The sequence below is a fragment of the Streptomyces sp. NPDC006743 genome (assembly GCF_040703815.1).
Lineage (GTDB): Bacteria > Actinomycetota > Actinomycetes > Streptomycetales > Streptomycetaceae > Streptomyces.
This window is the reverse complement of record NZ_JBEYJA010000017.1, coordinates 1-16,251: the sequence shown is the minus strand read 5'-3', so window position 1 is coordinate 16,251 and position 16,251 is coordinate 1. Positions and strand designations below refer to the sequence as shown.

General features: G+C 74.1%; 8 protein-coding genes and 1 pseudogene. 6 read left to right on the top strand and 3 right to left on the bottom strand.

Features of this window, described 5'->3' with window-relative positions:
• Nucleotides 1-9 precede the first annotated feature (9 nt).
• A complete protein-coding gene (locus ABZ719_RS16665) occupies nt 10-954 on the top strand; it encodes a hypothetical protein (RefSeq protein ID WP_366725906.1) in 945 nt (314 codons plus the stop codon).
• On the top strand, nt 951-1,796 hold the full coding sequence (locus ABZ719_RS16660) for a prephenate dehydratase (protein ID WP_366725905.1): 846 nt from the start codon (nt 951-953) through the stop codon (nt 1,794-1,796). The genes ABZ719_RS16665 and ABZ719_RS16660 overlap by 4 nt, the downstream gene beginning before the upstream one ends.
• A 14-nt stretch (nt 1,797-1,810) precedes the next feature.
• Here ABZ719_RS16660 and ABZ719_RS16655 read toward each other — a convergent pair whose 3' ends face one another.
• Nucleotides 1,811-2,899 carry a glycerophosphodiester phosphodiesterase family protein gene (locus ABZ719_RS16655; protein WP_366725904.1) on the bottom strand — a complete coding sequence of 363 codons (1,089 nt, stop codon included), beginning with the start codon at nt 2,897-2,899 and terminating at the stop codon, nt 1,811-1,813.
• Between the two features lie 581 nt (nt 2,900-3,480).
• On the opposite strand from ABZ719_RS16655, the gene ABZ719_RS16650 reads away from it, so the two are divergent.
• A complete protein-coding gene (locus ABZ719_RS16650; protein WP_366725903.1) occupies nt 3,481-4,110 on the top strand; it encodes an HAD-IA family hydrolase in 630 nt (209 codons plus the stop codon).
• Between the two features lie 446 nt (nt 4,111-4,556).
• Entirely contained in the window at nt 4,557-5,474 is a 918-nt protein-coding gene (locus tag ABZ719_RS16645; RefSeq protein WP_366725902.1) for a TIGR03619 family F420-dependent LLM class oxidoreductase, read from the top strand.
• Between the two features lie 399 nt (nt 5,475-5,873).
• On the opposite strand, the gene ABZ719_RS16640 is transcribed toward ABZ719_RS16645, so the two are convergent.
• Nucleotides 5,874-13,262 carry a hypothetical protein gene (locus ABZ719_RS16640; protein WP_366725901.1) on the bottom strand — a complete coding sequence of 2,463 codons (7,389 nt, stop codon included), beginning with the start codon at nt 13,260-13,262 and terminating at the stop codon, nt 5,874-5,876.
• Between the two features lie 516 nt (nt 13,263-13,778).
• Here ABZ719_RS16640 and ABZ719_RS16635 point away from each other — a divergent pair.
• Together ABZ719_RS16635 and def are read left to right on the top strand one after the other, a co-directional pair.
• Nucleotides 13,779-14,852, top strand: a complete 1,074-nt coding sequence (locus tag ABZ719_RS16635) for a hypothetical protein (protein ID WP_366725900.1) — start codon at nt 13,779-13,781, stop codon at nt 14,850-14,852.
• Between the two features lie 232 nt (nt 14,853-15,084).
• The gene (def, locus tag ABZ719_RS16630) at nt 15,085-15,738 is read left to right on the top strand and encodes a peptide deformylase (RefSeq protein ID WP_366725899.1); all 654 of its coding nucleotides are present in this window, start codon (nt 15,085-15,087) and stop codon (nt 15,736-15,738) included.
• 269 nt (nt 15,739-16,007) lie between these two features.
• Here def and ABZ719_RS16625 read toward each other — a convergent pair.
• Nucleotides 16,008-16,251, bottom strand: a pseudogene (locus ABZ719_RS16625) (TetR family transcriptional regulator); the annotation flags it as partial.

The window sequence follows — 16,251 nt, the reverse complement described above, 5'->3', positions numbered from 1 at the left end:
ACGACCGGCGTGCGGGGCCGATACCTGCGGATCGTCGGGCCGCACGCCGATCCGGTGCGGGTGCTCGGTTTCCACGAGCGGGACGGACACTCCGACGCCTCGGCGGCGTGGGAGTCGTTCACCTCCCTGTGGAACTGGTCCGCGCCGCTCGCCGCGGCCGTGCCCTCGGATCCGTCGGGCGCCGGGCCGCTGGTGCGGGGCGTCGCGGGCGGGTTCTCGGTGTCGGGGCAGTGGCGGCTGCCACCGGCGGGGGCGGGGGAGGCGGTCGGTGGCCGGTGGCTGGCGCTGCGGCTGACCGGGCACCCGCGCCGGGCCGGGGAGGCCGGGGAGGCTTTCGGGGTGGCCGGTCCGGACGTGTTCGTGGTGTCGTCCAAGGTGCTGCCCCGGCCGACGGGCGAGGCCCGCGCCTCCGGGGATGCGCGGGGGCCGGGCTCCGGCACGGTGTTCCGGCTGGCGGACGTGTACGTGCCGGGCGGGTTCGCCACCAGCTCGGCGGGCACGCCGCTGGGGGCCGGGGACGCGGTGTTCGTGTGGGCGGCCGTCGCGGGCCTGGCGTTCGGCGCCGCGCGGCGGCTGACCGACGCCCTGACCGGGCTCGACGCACCGGGGGCGATGATGTCACCGGCCGGCGCGGCGGCCGAGCTGGCCGCGGCGCTCCACGACGAGCGGCTGAGCCTGGCGGCGCGGCTGCACGGTGCCGCCCGGGCGGCCGCCGGGGACCGGCCGGCCGCCGAGGCGGTACTGGGCGAGCAGGTCCGGCGGGCGGCCCGGCTGGTGCACCAGGTGGTCTCGGCGGCGTACGAGTACGGTCTCGCCTTCCGCGGGAGCGCGGCGGAGGACCCCCTGATTTCCCTGGTGGACGACAGCACCCCGATACTGCAGTACATGCGGTACGCGGTGGACCTGCTGCCGCCCGACGAGAGGACCCCCACGGTGGAAGGCGATACACGGTGACGACCGTCGCATATCAGGGTGAGCGCGGCTCCAACTCGGCGACCGTCGCCCGCGCGCTGTTCCCGGACGGCACCGAGCTGCCCTGCACGGGTTTCGAGCAGGCGCTGGACGCGGTGACGCTGGGCACGGCCGACGTGGCGGCGATCCCCGTCGACAACTCCGCGGCGGGCCGGGTGGCGGACGTGCACCACCTGCTGCCGGAGTCGGGTCTGTTCATCGTCGGCGAGTACTTCCTCGCCATCCGGTTCGACCTGATGGGCGTCCCGGGCGCCTCCCTCGACCAGGTGGAGTGCGTCCGCAGCCACGTGCACGCCCTCGGCCAGTGCCGCAAGCTGCTGCGCGAGGGCGGCTGGCGCACGCTGGTCAGCGACGACACGGCGGGCTCGGCGCGTGAGGTGGCCGAACTGGGCGACCCGCGGCACGCGGCGCTCGCCCCGCCCGCCGCCGCCGCCCTGTACGGCCTCGACGTGCTGCGCGCGGGGGTCGAGGACGACCCGGACAACACCACGCGGTTCGTGGTGCTCTCCCGTGAACAGGGGACCTGGCCGGGCACCGACGAGCCCACGGTGACCAGCCTGTTCTTCTGCGTGCGCAACATCCCGAGCGCCCTCTACAAGGCGCTCGGCGGGTTCGCCAGCAGCGGCGTCAACCTCACCAAGATCGAGAGCTACCAGATGGGCGCCGGGCTCAACCCGAGCCGCTTCTACGTCGAGATCGAGGGCCACCCCGACGAGCCCAACGTCGCGCTCGCCCTCCAGGAGCTGCGCTTCTTCTCCTCCGAGGTGCGCATCCTCGGCGTCTACCCCTCCCACCCGCACCGGCGCGGGGAACGCCCGGCCTGAGCCGGGAGGCGACATCAGTGCCGGGGGCCCGGGTAGGCCCTCGGCAGCCGCATGCCGCGCTCGGCCATCAGGGCGCGGACGCGGTCGGGGTAGTCGGTGATGACCCCGTCCACGCCCAGGTCCATCAGCGCCGCCAGCGTCGCCGGGTCGTCGCAGGTCCACGGGACGACCTTCAGCCCGCGCCGGTGGGCCTCGAGGACCATCCCCGTGTCGGGGTAGAAGCGGAAGTCCGGGTCGGCGACCGTGCCGTTCTGCGGGAAGCCGTAGTTGGGGGAGAGCGTGGTCAGGCCGGGGACGGCAGCGGCGGCGGCCCGCACGAAGTCGCCGTCGTAGTCGTCGGCGTCGATGCCGCCGAGCCACGGTGACGCACCAGGCCTGCCCACCTGGAGGAAGTCGTAGTTGGTCAGGGCCACCAGCGGGTACGACGGCGCGAGCCGGTGCATCGCCTTCAGCGCGCCCCAGTCGAAGGACTGGATCGTGACCTGCCGCTCGATGCCCGAGCGGTGGATCTCCTCGTACACCCGGCGTACGAACAGGGCGCGCGGCGCCGTCTGTTCGGGGGCGCCCGCCTCCACCTTGGTCTCGATGTTCAGCTTGACCTGCCGGGCCCGGTAGCGCTTGACCAGGTCCAGGACGTCCTTCAGCTCCGCCATCCGCGCGCCCTTGACCTGCTCCTGCTCGGGGAAGCCGGGCAACTGCCGGTAGCCGCAGTCCACCGTCTTGATCTGGGCGAGCGTCAGGTCCTTGATGTACTTCCCGACGTACGGGTACATCGGGTCGCCCGGCGTCACCGGACCGGTGTCCGCGCACTTCTGGGCGCTGATCTGCCGGTCGTGGTTGACGACGACCTTGCGGTCCTTGGTGATCTGCGTGTCCAGTTCCAGGGTGCTCACGCCGAGGCGCAGCGCCTTGCCGAACCCCTCCAGGGACTCCTCCGTGGTCAGGCCGAGACCGCCGCGGTGGGCCTGGAGGTCGAAGGGAGTCCGGTGGTGGGGCGGGGCCGGATGCCGGGGAGCCGCGGTGGAGGCCTGCGCGCTCGCCGGGAGGGCGAGGGCGAGCGCGGGCAGGGCGGTGAGAAGGGCCAGGGCGCGCCGGAGGGTCATGGGGAACCTCGATCGGGTCGGAGCCGGGCGGGGCGGGAAGGGGGAGCGGACCCGGTGAGGTTAGACCGTGGTTCGGGACGGCACGAGGCCCGTTCGTGAGGGTGGGGTGAACGGGCGCGGAACGGGGTCACCGTTCGGCGGCGACCGGTCGGGACGACGTGTGCCGCCAGGTGTGTTGCTCGGACGGGCCGGTGAGGCGGCCGGCTGGTCCCGTGGTCTCGGGCTCCGCCCGGCGGCCGGTCCCGTGGTCCCGCCCGCCTGTGGACGGGGCGGGCGGGACCGTCCGGTTCCGGCTGCCCGGGGAACGGCGCCGGAACGGGAAGGCGGCCCCTGAGCGGGACCTGCGGGGGCCGCCTGGCTGGTTCGGCAGTGCTGACCGGCTGGTGCCGGGTGGGCTGGGCCCTGACTGCCGGGTGCGGCAGGGCCCTGATGCCGTCGCCGGGGCATCAGGGCCTCACACCGGGACAACGGAGCGGGGAGGGTGTGAGGTTCACGAGGCCCGGGCGAGGAGGGCGGGCGGGCGCGTGGGACGCCTCCGGTCCGGAGAAACCTTCCGCCCCCTCACCTCGTAGAGTTCCGGCATGACTCATCGCAAGGGCCTCGTCCTCGACTTCGGCGGCGTGCTGACCACGCCGCTCCTGCCCGCGGTCCTCGCCTTCGAGGAACGGGAGGGGCTGTCCCGGGGGGCTTTGATCAACGCGCTGTACCTGGACCCCGGGGCGGTGCGGCGCACACAGGAGCTGGAGCGCGGCTCGCTCACCCAGGACGAGTGGAACGCCGAGGCCGGCCGGGCGCTCGGCATCCCGGGGGACAACCTGATGGGCCGGGTCTTCGCCGACCTGCGCCCGGAGACCTCGGTGATCGCCGCGGCGGCGGCCGCACGCCGGGCGGGAGTGAAGGCCGGGATCCTCTCCAACTCGGTCGGCCTGAGTCCCTGGAACCTCTACGAGGGCTACGACCTGGACCGGAACTACGACGCCGTGGTGATCTCCGAGCGGCACGGCCTGCGCAAGCCGGAACCGGAGATCTTCGCCCTGGTCCTCAAGATGCTGGAACTGCCCGCCGAGGAGTGTGTGTTCGTCGACGACTCCGAGGAGCACCTCGCGCCCGCCGCGGAGCTGGGCTTCGCCACCGTCCACGCGCGCGAGCCGGGCCGGACGGTGGCCCGGCTGGAGGAGCTGCTGGGCGTGCCGCTGGGTGGGGCGGGCTGACGTCGCGCGCGGAGGAGAGGGGCTTCGGGAAGCGGAGGTACGAGGGCCGACAGGGGTGCTTCGCGAGGTGCCCAGCGGGTATGACCGTGCGGGTGTGGCGCTCGCGCCCACCAGCACCGCGCCCATCACGAGTGCGATCCCTATGCCGCCCCTGCGCCCCGGGCTGTCCCGGCCGAAGGGGCGCTGGGACCAGTTCAGGAGACTGGCCGACACCGCTCGCCGGCCGGGCGGCCACTGATCCGGTCAACCGGCTGCCGCGTCGTCCTGCCCCTGTCTCACCGCCGCTGTCCGGGCCGACCGGTGAGGCAGGCCGAACGGCCGGTGCATCCCGCACCTATGGGAGAAACGTATAGTCGAGGTGTCGGGGCGGTCCCGTCACGGGGCCGTTCCGTCCGCACGGCACACATGTCGCGGCGTACACACCCTGTTCCGGAGGAAACGCACACATGCGCCTAGGTCTCGCTCTCCCCACCTTCGGTCCGGACGCCCACGGGGAGGCCATCGTCCAGGTCAGCCGCACCGCCGAGGAGATGGGGTACGACTCCCTGTGGACCGGCGACCGGGTGCTCGCCCCCCGCTCGCCCGGTGCGCCGTACCCGAGCAAGGACGGGGTGATGCCCCGTGTCTACGAGAACCACCTCGACCCGCTGGTCAGCCTGACGCTCGCCGCCGCCCACACCAGCCGGGTCCGGCTCGGCACCAGCACGCTGAACGGCCTGTGGCTGCCGCCGCTGCTGCTGGCCAGGTCGCTCACGACCCTCGACGTCGTCAGCGGCGGCCGGCTGGATGTCGGCCTGGGCCTCGGCTGGATGCCGGACGAGTACACCGGCGTGGGCGTCCCCTGGGAAGGCAGGGGCGCGCGGCTGGACGAGACGCTCGACGTGCTGCACGGGTACTGGACCAGCGACGAGTTCTCGCACCGGGGGCCGCTGTTCACGATCCCCGACACCGTGGTCGGGCTCAAGCCGCACCAGCGTCCCGGGCCGCCCGTCCTGCTCGCCGCGTTCACTGCGGCGGGACTGCGCCGGATCGGCCGGCGGCTGGACGGCTGGCTGCCGGTGGCGCTGCCGCTGCCGCACATCACGGGCATGTGGGCCACCGTCCTGAAGGCGGCAGAGGACGCGGACCGGGACCCCGCCGCGCTGCGTATGGCCCTGCGCGTCAATCCCACCTTGACCGAGAGCAAGACCGACGCGGAGCAGATGCCGGGCGCGGGCACCCTCGGCCAGTACGTCGACTACGCGCGTGCTGCCGCGGAGGCGGGTGTGCACGAACTCTTCGTCGACTTCGGGCAGTCACCCGCGACGATCGACGAGCGCGTCGATCTGGCCGGGCGCTTCATCGAAGGCGTGCGCGCGGGCTGACCGGCGGCGGGAAGGGGGGCCTGCGGGCTGACCAGCCGGGGAAGGGGGGCGTGCGGGCTGACCGGCCGCGGAAGGGGGCGTGCGGGCTGCCCGGCGACAGAAGGGGTTCGCCCGGGCCGACCAGCAGGGAGAAGGGGGCGCGCAGGGTCGCTGGGTGCTTCCGCGGAGAGGGCCGGTGGCTGGGGGACGGCGTACGGCCCAGGACGGCGTGCGCGTGGTCCGCGGTGGCGTGCGCGTGGCCCGTGACGGCGTGCACGCGGTCGGCGACGGCGTGCACGCGGTCGGCGACGGCGTACGCGCGGGCGGGGGGCGTACGCGGCCAGGACGGCGGGCGCGCGGGCCAGGACGGTGTACGCCCGGGCGGGGACGGCGTACGGGGGCCAGGACGGCGGGCGTGGGTCAGGTCAGCAGGCCGTCCGGGTCGCGCAGCCGCTTCCGGTTGGCCGGATCGCGGAGCATCTCCCGGGCCACCGGCGCCGGTATCCGCAGGACGACCGGGACGGGCAGGGTGAAGTCCCGTACGGAGACCGCACCGTGGCCCGGACGGACGCCGCCGTCCACCCGGGCCACCACGCGTACGTCCAGCGTGAACTGCACCAGCGCGGACTGCGCCTTGGGCTTGTGCAACGGCATCGAGCCGGAACCGCCGGCCGCGGCGTCGGCCCCGCCGCCGGTGTGTCCGGCGCCGGCCAGCAGGCGGTTCAGCCGGAAGTCGGTGGCGTTCAGCAGGCCGGCGCCGCCCGCCGCACGCGCCGTCCTCGTGTGCTCCGCACCGTGCTGGCCGTCCGTCCCGGTGGGGCGCGGGGCGTCGAGCGTGCTCTGCGCGACCGTCTCGAAGGTCATCTTCTCCCCGGTGCCCAGCACCCGGCCGTCGCGCAGCCGGGCGTGCAGCGAGGTGTGCAGATCGTGTCCGCGCGCATCGAAGGCGGGAGCGACCGGGAGGTCCGCGCCCGACGTGGTGAGCAGCGGGAGGACGGAGGTGAGCCATTCCGTCGACACCGCCTCGTGCTGCGCGTACGCCGCGGCCTCGCCCGGCCGTCCGTAGTGCTCGCCGCCGTGGGCGGCACGCGCGGCGTCCGCGATCACCCCGCGTATCTCCGGCGCGCCACGGAAACCGTTGACCTGGGCCTCCATCGGCAGGGTCACGCCCCGGCGGTGCCACGCCTGGAGGGCGGCCGGATCGGCGTCCCGCGGCCGCAGGAAGGTCTGCCCGGTCTGTTCCGGGGCGACCGCCCGCAGCCGCGCCAGCGCCTGGAGGTCCTTGGCCGGGATCCGGTGCACCAGGGACTGCGGGCCCAGGGCGGCGGAGCCGACCGGTCCGTCGGGCCCGCGCACCTCCAAGGTCGCCTCGACGGGCACCCGCATCTTCACCGAACGGCCCGAGGCCTCGGCCACCGTCTTCACCCCGAGCTGTCCGCGGGTGAGGTTCGCGGACCGTACCGTGTCCGTGGCGCCCACGCCGAAGCCCGCCGCCGCGGCGGTGCTGCGCAGCGGTTCCGCGCCGTCCGGCTTGCCCGCCCCCGCCAGCACCGCCTCGATGGTGGTGGCGTCGACCGTGTCGCGGGTGTCCGACCGCTGCGCGGTGGCCGAGGTGATGTACTCCATGTCGCGTCCGTCGGCCGCTTCCGCCTCGTAGACACCCGGCCCGGTCCGCCGGACCCGGAACACCGCCCAGTACGGGGTGCCCCGGCCCCGGAACAGTTCGACGGCGATCCCCCCGTCCATCGCGGAGGAGAGCAGGCCCGCAGCTCCGTCCCGGTCCAGGACGCGCAGCAGCCGCTGGACATTGTCGTGCGGGTCCGCCAACTGCCGCCGGGGCAGCAGGGTGTCGGCCAGGAGCTGGTCCCGGCGGCCGAGATCCGCGCGCAGCCGGTCGAGCAGGGGAACGAAGTCGGGCAGGTCCTCGACCATCCCGAAACCGAGCGGCAGCCCGGTCGCCAGCTCGGGGACGGGAGCGTGCGCCGGGGGCGCCTCGCCCGCCGTGCCGGCCCGCGAGGCGGAGGAGTACGGTGCCGGGTCCGTCCCGCGCGGGGCGGACGGGCCGGCGGCGAGGGGGCCGGAGACCTCGGGCCGCGTCCCGGGCGGACGCAGACCTGCCGCGCGCAGTTGCTCGGCGGTCAGCCACACGGCGGCGGCGCCGGGCAGGGTGCGTTCTCCCGTGGCGACGTGCGTCCCCCCGCCCGGGGCGAAGCGCGTCCAGTCGCCCCCCGTCCGCACCTCGGCCACCATCCGGACCGTCAGGTCGCACCGGACGAGGTACAGCGGACGGCCGCGCGGTGTGTGGGCGTTGCGTTCCACGGTGCCGCCGAGCGTGGTGGCGGTCGCGGTGCTCCGGCTGTGCCCGCGCGCCACCGACAGGCCCGTGCCCAGCCGCCACCCGGCCGGGTTGTACGAGACCGACACACCGCCCTGCACGGACGTGCCCACGCCGTGCCCCTGCTGCCCGGCGGCCTGGTGGCCGCCCAGGAGCAGTGTCTCGGTCCCCGCTCCCGTGCCCTCCGCGACGACCTCCGGGTTGCCGAGCGTCACCCGTGTGCCGAGGGCGCCGCGCAGCTCCGCGAGCCGGCGCGGGTGGTGCAGATCGCGCACCACCCAGCCCGAGGAGACCGCCTGGCGCAGCCCCGCCGTGAGGGCGCGGACGCTCAGACTCTCCTCGACCGCCAGCCGCGGCGCCAGGCCCTCGGCCTCCAGCGCGCGGTCCGCACGCCCCGGCCGGTCCTCCCCGGCCGCCCGGGCCAGCAGGTCGAAGGCGAGTTCCCTGATCTGCCGTCCGTCGCCGACGGTCTCCACCAGGGTCCAGTCCCGCACGGTCCGGCCGTCCCCGGCCGGTTCCGGCGCGAGGGCGGACAGGTCGCCGATGCCCCGCGCGGTGAACTCCCGGCTGCCGGTCACCGCGTCGGGGGCGGGATCCAGGGGCCGGGCCGCGAGCCGGTCCATCGCGGCCCGGTCCACGGTCAGCGCGCGCGGTGTCAGCAGCCGTACCCGCTGCTCGGCCAGGAACAGGTGCGGGGTGTGCGCGGAGGACGCGATGTGTTCGGCGACCGGTGTGTCCCGCCCGGGAGAGCCGAAGGTGAGGGCACGCGCGGCGGTCCGCTCCCGCGTGGTCATGGTGACCTCCACGTGGAGGCGCAGCGCCCCGCCGAAGACGGCGGTCCTCTCGTCGCCGTTGGTGAGCACGTCGGACCGGGTGACGGGGCCGCCCTGGCTGCGCCGGACGCTGTGCCGGACGTGCTCGCCGCGCAGGGTCGCCGACAGCGTGCCGGGCAGCGCCCGGAACTGGCCGAGCGCCAGGGCGCCGAGCGCACGCGCACCCGAACGCCCGCTCTGCGCCGAACCGGCGACCCCCGCCTGACTGCGCACCAGCCAGTCCTTGGTGTCGCCCAGGTATCCGGTCTCCCGGAGGGTGCCCGTCACCCGGATCTGCACGTCGTGCTTGTGCAGGCGACTCTTCTGACGCAGCCGGACGTCGATCCCCGAGGACAGCAACTGGTCCTTGTGGGCCCGCAGATGGGCCGGTGAGAGCAGGGTGACCAGTTCCCGGTAGTTGCGCCGCTGCGCCTCCGCCTCCTCGGCGCTCACCGGCCTGCCCCGCGCCCCGGCCCGCGCCCCGGCCGTGCCGAACTCCGGGAGCCAGCCTGCCAGTCGCGGATCGTCCGCGAACAGCCGCTCGATGCCGGACACCAGGTGCCGGGTGTCGAGCCCGCTCAGCGTCACGTTCGCACCCATCGGCCCGAACGGCAGATGACGCCGGACGTCCTCGAGGCCGGGCGGGGTGACGACGGGGCCCGGCTCCAGTCCGGCAGGCAGGTCCAGGCCGAGCGAGCGCGCCTCGTCGGCCCGCAGCCCGAGCCACAGATCCATGGTGTGCTCGGCGCCCCCGGCGCCCTCGCGGGCCTTCGCGGCGGGGGACAGCGGGCCGGTCCCCTCGACGCGGAACCGCACCTTGGCCAGGTACAGCGCCTTGTCGCCGCGCACCTCGGCGCCCGTACGGCCCGTCACCGTCCGCTCGGTCACCGTGTAGCGGGAGGTCCGCGCCGCGACGGTCGGCATCACCGTGGCCCGGACGGCCGCCGTACCGCCGAGCACGCCGAACCCCGCCGCCGGGCCCGCCCCGAACGCCGCGGACCAGCCCTCGCCCGCCGTCCCGGTGGTGGCGTACTGGGACTGCTGGTGCGTGCGCAGCTGGGTTTTTCCGACTGCCCAGGCGGGCGCCAGGCCGGTCACCTCGGCGCGCATCCGGTAGGTGCCCGTGACGCTCCCGTCCTTCGCGACCAGGTCCTCGCCCACCACCCAGCCGTTCAGCAGCCGGGGCAGGTCCTCCAGGAGCGAGGCCGCCGACGTGGCCTCGCGCAGCCGGGCCCGCCCCGGTGCACCGGGCGAGGTCAGCGCGGGATGGAGCACGGACCGTACGGTGTCGAACAGCTCCCGGCCGCCGGGCCGCGAGGCGGCCGGGTCGTCCAGCGCGAACGGTGCGAGGGAGTCGGCGAGCCGCAGCAGGTTCGCCGCCTGCCCGGTGAGCGGACGCAGCCGGGCCGGCGCCTCGTGGGTGACGGGAACGAGGTGCTCGGTCGGCACTCGCATCACGAGGGTGCCGTCGCCGCCGAACGTCCGGACCTGCCCGTCCGGCTCGTCGTGTCCGTCCAGCCCGTCCGGTCCGCCACGCCCGTCCGGTCCGGCCGTCCCGGGGTGGCCGTTCTTCCTGTCCGGTCCGCCGGTTTCGTTCTGCCCGCCGTCTCCGGTCAGTCTGTTCTGGCGCTCGATCCGGACGGTGTACCGCACCTGCCGCGTCACTTCGACCGAGCCCTTGTCGCTGCGCAGCACGCGCGGTTCGGAGACCGTCCGCTGCGTCCGGGTGCCCGTCGTGGTCTGGAACGGCTGCACGTTCGCCGTCATGGCCGCGCCGAGCCAGACGCCGGGCACCACCGGCGCCAGCCCGAACGCCGTCAGACCGGCGCCCACACCGGACGATTGGCCCGCGCCGTGACTCACCGCCGCGGAGGTGTTGTGCTGGACGTCGATCTTCGTGTTCGCGCCCTCGGCCCAGCGTGCCGTCTGGTCCTTCTGACGGGCGTCCCCGGACGCCGGGGCCGGGGCGCCGGCCGGCTCGTCCGGCAGCTCCCGTCCCTTTCCCTTGCCCGTCGTCGCCGCCTCCCGCCGGGCCAGGAAGGCCGCGATCTCCTGGTCCTGCCGCGCCGCCGCGGCCCGCGCCTTCCCCTCCTCCGGGGAGACGAAGGACTCGGGCAGGTCGCCGCGGCCCCGCGAGATCGACACGGTGACCTGGTACCAGCCGCCGTCCTTCGCCCCCTCTACGCCGAAGGAGCGCCCTTCGCCGTAGAAGGTCTCCGGGCGCCCCGCCAGCTCGGCGACGATCTCTGCGACCGCGCCGTCCGAGCGGCCGATCGTCTCGCTCAGGGTGGCGGCCACGAACTCGTGCCCGGTCAGGCCGTACGCCGTGGAGAGCCCGGGCGCGCGCAACTCCCGCAGGTAGGGGGGCAGTCCGAGCGGGGTGTGCCGGACGCCGGCCGACGCCGGGTGCCGCTCCGGCTGCCCGGGAAGCGGGGGCCGGAAGTGCGGCCCGGGTTCGGCGTGCTCTGCGGGGCGCGCGGGCCGGGGGGGTGTGCCGGGGGCGGTGTGCGTCTCTGTGCCCGGCCTGGTGTCCGTGTCCGTGAGCGTGACCGAGGCCGCCGTGTCCCTCGGGCTCGTCTGCGTGCGGGTGTGTGAGCCCGTGGGCGGGTGCGGGTGCGGGTTCGTCGGGGTGCCCGGTTCGGTGGCGGGGGTGGGGGAATCGGTCTCGGCCGTCTCGTGGATGGTGGGTAGACGGGGGACGGTGGTGGTCCGGGCGGTCGTTCCGGCCGGCTCCGCGCCGCGCAGAGCCGCCTCGACCTGCGCGTGCAGTCGCGTGGGGGCCTCTTCCGACGACGGCGCCCGGACGGCCGTGCTCGTACCCGAACCCTTGCCCGTGTCCGTACCTGTACCAGTGCCCCTGCCCGAGTCCGTACCCGTACCCCTGCCCGTGACCGGAGGTGAGGAGGAGGGCCCTGGGCGGGACGGTCCGGCCACGGACGAGGACCCGCTTCCGGCTCCCGTACCGGCTGCGGCTTCCGTCGTGCTTGTGGCTGCGGTTGCGGTTGCGGTGTCAGTCGGGGTTGCGGTTCCGGAAAAGGGGCGGGACATGGTGGGCAGCCGTCCCGGGGGCAGGCGGCCAGGCCCCGGCGTGGGTGTGGCCGGGCCGGTCCCCCCGCCACCGGCCGCCGCGGACGGGGCACCGCTGGGGGCCGGGTCCGGCCCGTTGACCTGGTCCGGTACCAGCGGGAGCCGGGCGGGCGAGGTGAGTTTCCCGAGGGCGTGCGCGCCGTTCTTCATCCAGTGGGCGACCGGAGCGGCGACGTGGCGTCCGGCGGCGCTGACGAGGGAACCGGCCGCGCCCGCGCCGGTGGTGAGCCCGGAGGTGCTGAACGTTCCGGTCAGCCAGACGTTGAACACGCCCTCGGAGAGGTTCTGGTGCGCCGCGTTGAGCGGCGTCTCGAACAGCAGCATCAGCCCCTTCATCGCCGCACCGCCGGGCAGCGCCCGCGCCACGCCCTCCGAGAGCTGCGTCCGCAGCGCGGCGAACCGTTCGGGCAGCGGACGCACCGCCTCGTCCAGCGCCGCGGCCAGGGCGGAACGACCGCTGCGGGAGGACGACCCGGCGCGGGCGAGGAACGCGTCCGCCCAGTCACGCCCCGCGCCCCGGGCCGCCGCCGGGCCGATGTGCTCGGCGAAGGCCTTCCCGAAGAGCGTCTCCACCCGGAGCCGGAAGAGGCCGCGGGCGGTGCTGTCGACCGCGCCGGACCGGAGGGAGACGGCCACCGGTGCCACCACGGCGGCCAGCTTCCCGGCGAACCAGCCGTCGAGCGGGGCGAGTGGAGGAGCGAGCACGGCGCCGGCCGTGGGCGAGCCCGGGGCCACGGGGCCTGCTCCCCGTACGGCGTTCAGCGGAGCCGCACCGGCCGCGTGTGCGGCGTCCTCACCCGCCGTACGGACCGGGGCCGAGGACGCGGGACGCTGCAGGCCGGCCAGCACCGTCTTCTCCAGGTCCTTCACGAGACCGGGGAGGGACACTTTGGCCAGTACCTTGGTCATACCCGCCGTCGCGAACGGCAGCGCGGTGCCGATCGCACCCTGGATCGCCCCGAACACCACCGACTGCCGGTGGTAGGCCGCGCCCTGCGAGGTGTGCTTGCCTTGCGCGGCGAGGATCCACCGGGCCAGCCCGTCCAGCGCGGTGGACAGACCGACGTTGACGCCCACCATGACCGCGGCCTCCAGCGCCAGCCGCCGCAGCTCCTTGAGCAGCAGCACCCGGAAGGCCGCCCGCAGGGCAGCCTGTTCCGCCAGCGCCTCGGCCGGGTCGAAGAGCATCAGCAGCAGGGTGAACGCCCACTCCAGCAGGAAGAGGACCACCTGCCCGGCGATGGTGATGAGGGTGTAGTCCAGCTGGTAGCCGAACTCATGCGCCGCGTCCGCGAGTTGCCCGGCGGTCTCCTTCAGCGCGCGCACGTGGTCCGCGCCGTCACCGGAGGCGAACGTCGACATGGCCCGGACGTACTCCTCGGGCAGCTCTCCGCTCGCACCGGCGGCGGTCCCGGCCGTCACCTCGGCGACGGCCTGCTGGAGACCGTCCAGGAACCGCACCAGCTCCCGGTGCGGAAGCTCCACCTCCCGGTACATGCGCTCCGACGAACCCAGCGGCACGGACATGCCCGTCAGGGCGATCACGACCGGGTTGTACCAGGGCTCCTCAGCCACGGTGGGTCCCCGCCGCGGAGCGTCGGGCCGGATCGCCCGCACCCGGTCTCACCGATCGTGCCACCCGCACCGCACGCCCCCCGTCCCCACGGATGCCTTCCTCTTCCGTTGCCACGGGGGAGTCTGCGCGGGACGGATGAGCAGCAGGTGACGCGGCGACACCCGGGAGGAGACGATCCGAAACCCAGGTGCCGGAGAACTTGCGGCGGATGTTCGTTTGGATACGTGTTTAAAGGGTGCTCGGGGTGGCTACTCGACCCTGAAGTCCGCGAGCAGGGCCGGGAGGGCCGGGACCCGGCCGGTCAACGGCTTGCGGCGGCCGTGGTCGGTCCTTCCTGACGGACGGTAGAAAAGTCGAACACAGAGAGATATGTTTCTCGCTGCCGACGGATGAACACCTAGGAGTCTGGCGGCTGTTGACCGGCGTCGTGTCCAGATCGGCACGCAGCTGTCCCGGCATCACACCTCACTCCTCACGCGCGATACGTCCGACCAGTTGAGAACCCGAGGTCCCCCATGACACTGACTGCGCCCGCCGTCCGTCTGCGTCCCTTCTACTGCCCCGTGGCGCCGGCGAAGCATCCGGAGTCCGAGTTGCTGAACCGCAGGACGGTCCAGTGGGTTCGTGACCACGGTCTCTACGCCGACGACACTCAACGGCGCCGCCTGGAGCACGTCAACGCGGGCCTGCTGGCCGGCCTGACGTCACCCGGTGGCCTTCTGGAACCGACGCAGGTCTCCGCGGATTCGCTCATGTGGCTCTTCGCATTCGATGACGCGCACTGCGACGAGGGCTCGCTGGGGCGCGACCCCCTGGAGCTGAGCCGGGTCCTCATCCGGCTGCTGCGGATACTGGAGGCCCCTGAAGCCCCGATACCCCCGAGCGGTCCCTACCGGAACTTCGAGCTGGCGTTGCGCGACCTGCACGGCAGACTGACGTCATGCGCCACACCCGTGCAGGTCGGACGCTGGATCGACGCCATGCGCATGTACTTCCTGTGCCAGGTGCGGGAAGCGGCCGACCGGACGGAGAAGGCCGTGCCCGACCTCGCCGACTACGCGCTTCTTCGTATCCACAACGGAGCGATGCGGGTGAGCGTCATGCTCCTGGACATCGCCGACGGCTACGAGCTGCCCGCGGCCGACATGGACCGTGCCGACGTGCGCGCGCTCACCGAAGTCACATGTCTGCTCGTCGGCTGGGACAACGACATCCTCTCCTTCCGCAAGGAGCACACCCGCACGGAGGACGCGGTGGGTCTCCTGGACGTGCTGGCACACGCCCGCGACGAGGACGTGTCGGTGGTCATGGACGAGGCCATGCTGCTGCGCGACCAGCTCATGGTCCTCTTCGAGCGCCTTGGCCAGCAGGTGATCGCCGATGCTTCCACCGACCTGCGTCGCTACGTGGCCTCCCTCGGACACTGGATCCGGGCCAACCTCGAGTGGGGGATGACCTGCGAACGGTACCGGGAGCCGGGCGGTACGTCTCCGCTGGACCTTCAGTGGGCTGACACGCCGACTCCGCTCAGCGAGGCTCCCGTTCCCGTCCCGACCATCGCCTGGTGGTGGCGGCAACTCGGGACGTGAGACGTTCCCCGAAGACACCCGGGGAAGGCGGGAGCAGGGCCCGGAGGCGTGCGGTGAGCGATTCTGCCGATGTGCCGCCGGACCGCCGCCGACGGCCTCACTCCGGCCCGATGCGAGAGAGATCCGGACGGAGCCGCAGACACCGCCCATGGAGACCGCGGCACATGTTTCTCAGGGCAGGCTAGTGTGTGCACAAGAATCCCCCCATGTGTGCAGGAGGCGTAGGCCGGTCATGGCGCAGCAGGACACCGTTCGGCAGCAGGCGGGCGTGCTCCCGGTCGACGACGAGGGATATGTCGTCGACACGGAGGACTGCGAGGCCCGGGAGGCGGCGTGGCGTGCGCGGGGTACCTCGCGGCCGATCACGGTCGTCGGCAACCCGGTGCTGCACAAGGAGTGCGAGGACGTCACCGAGTTCGGCGAGGAGCTGGAGCAACTGGTGGCGGACATGTTCGCCAGCCAGCGCACCGCGGCGGGCGTGGGTCTGGCCGCCAACCAGATCGGCGTCGGCCTGAAGGTCTTCGTCTACGACTGCCCGGAGGTGAAGGACGGCCCCCGGCACGTGGGAGTGGTCTGCAATCCCCGGCTGGTCGAGCAGCCCGCCGCCGAACGCCGGCTGGCCGAGGGGAAGGAGGGCTGCCTTTCCGTGCCGACGGCCTTCGCGCAGCTCGCCCGCCCCGACTACGCGGAGGTCACCGGGCAGGACGTGCACGGCAACCCGATCCGGGTGCGCGGCAGGGACTTCTTCGCCCGCTGCCTCCAGCACGAGACCGACCATCTCTACGGCCGTCTCTACATCGACCGGCTCTCCACCCGGGACCGCAAGGACGCGCTGCGGCAGATGGCCGAGGGTGAGCCGCGCTATCCGGTGGTCGCCCACGACTGACCGGCGTCGCTTCGGGTGGCGGACGCAGGGGCCGCCCCGGCCGGTCCCCGGCCCACCGGTCCGGCCCGGGCCCACCGGTCCGGTTTCTGGTCCACGGGCCCGGCCCCCTGCCCCCCAAGCTCCCTCCGGCCCCACAAGCTCTCTCCAGTTCTGCAAGCCCTGTCCAAGCCCCGCAAGTTCGCCCCCCGCCAACTCGGGGCTGTCGGCTCGGGGCCCGGCCCCTGCCCGTGCGGTCGCGATCCGGCCGCGCGGTCCGGGGCCGGTGGTGGTTACGGAGCCGTCGGCCCGGGCCGGCCGGCGCCCATGCCGTGAAGGAACGTGTCGACGACGATGTCGGCGGCCCGGGCCGCGCTGAGCTGCGGCATCTGCCGGGCCACGAGGTGCATCAGCTGCGGGAGGAGGGCGCCGGCCCATCCGGCGGGTTGGTCGGGGCGGAGGAGGCCTTCGGTGGTGGCGCGGTGGAGGAAGGTGTCGACCTCCTGGACCGAGCGGTCGCGGCGTGCGCGTACGGCG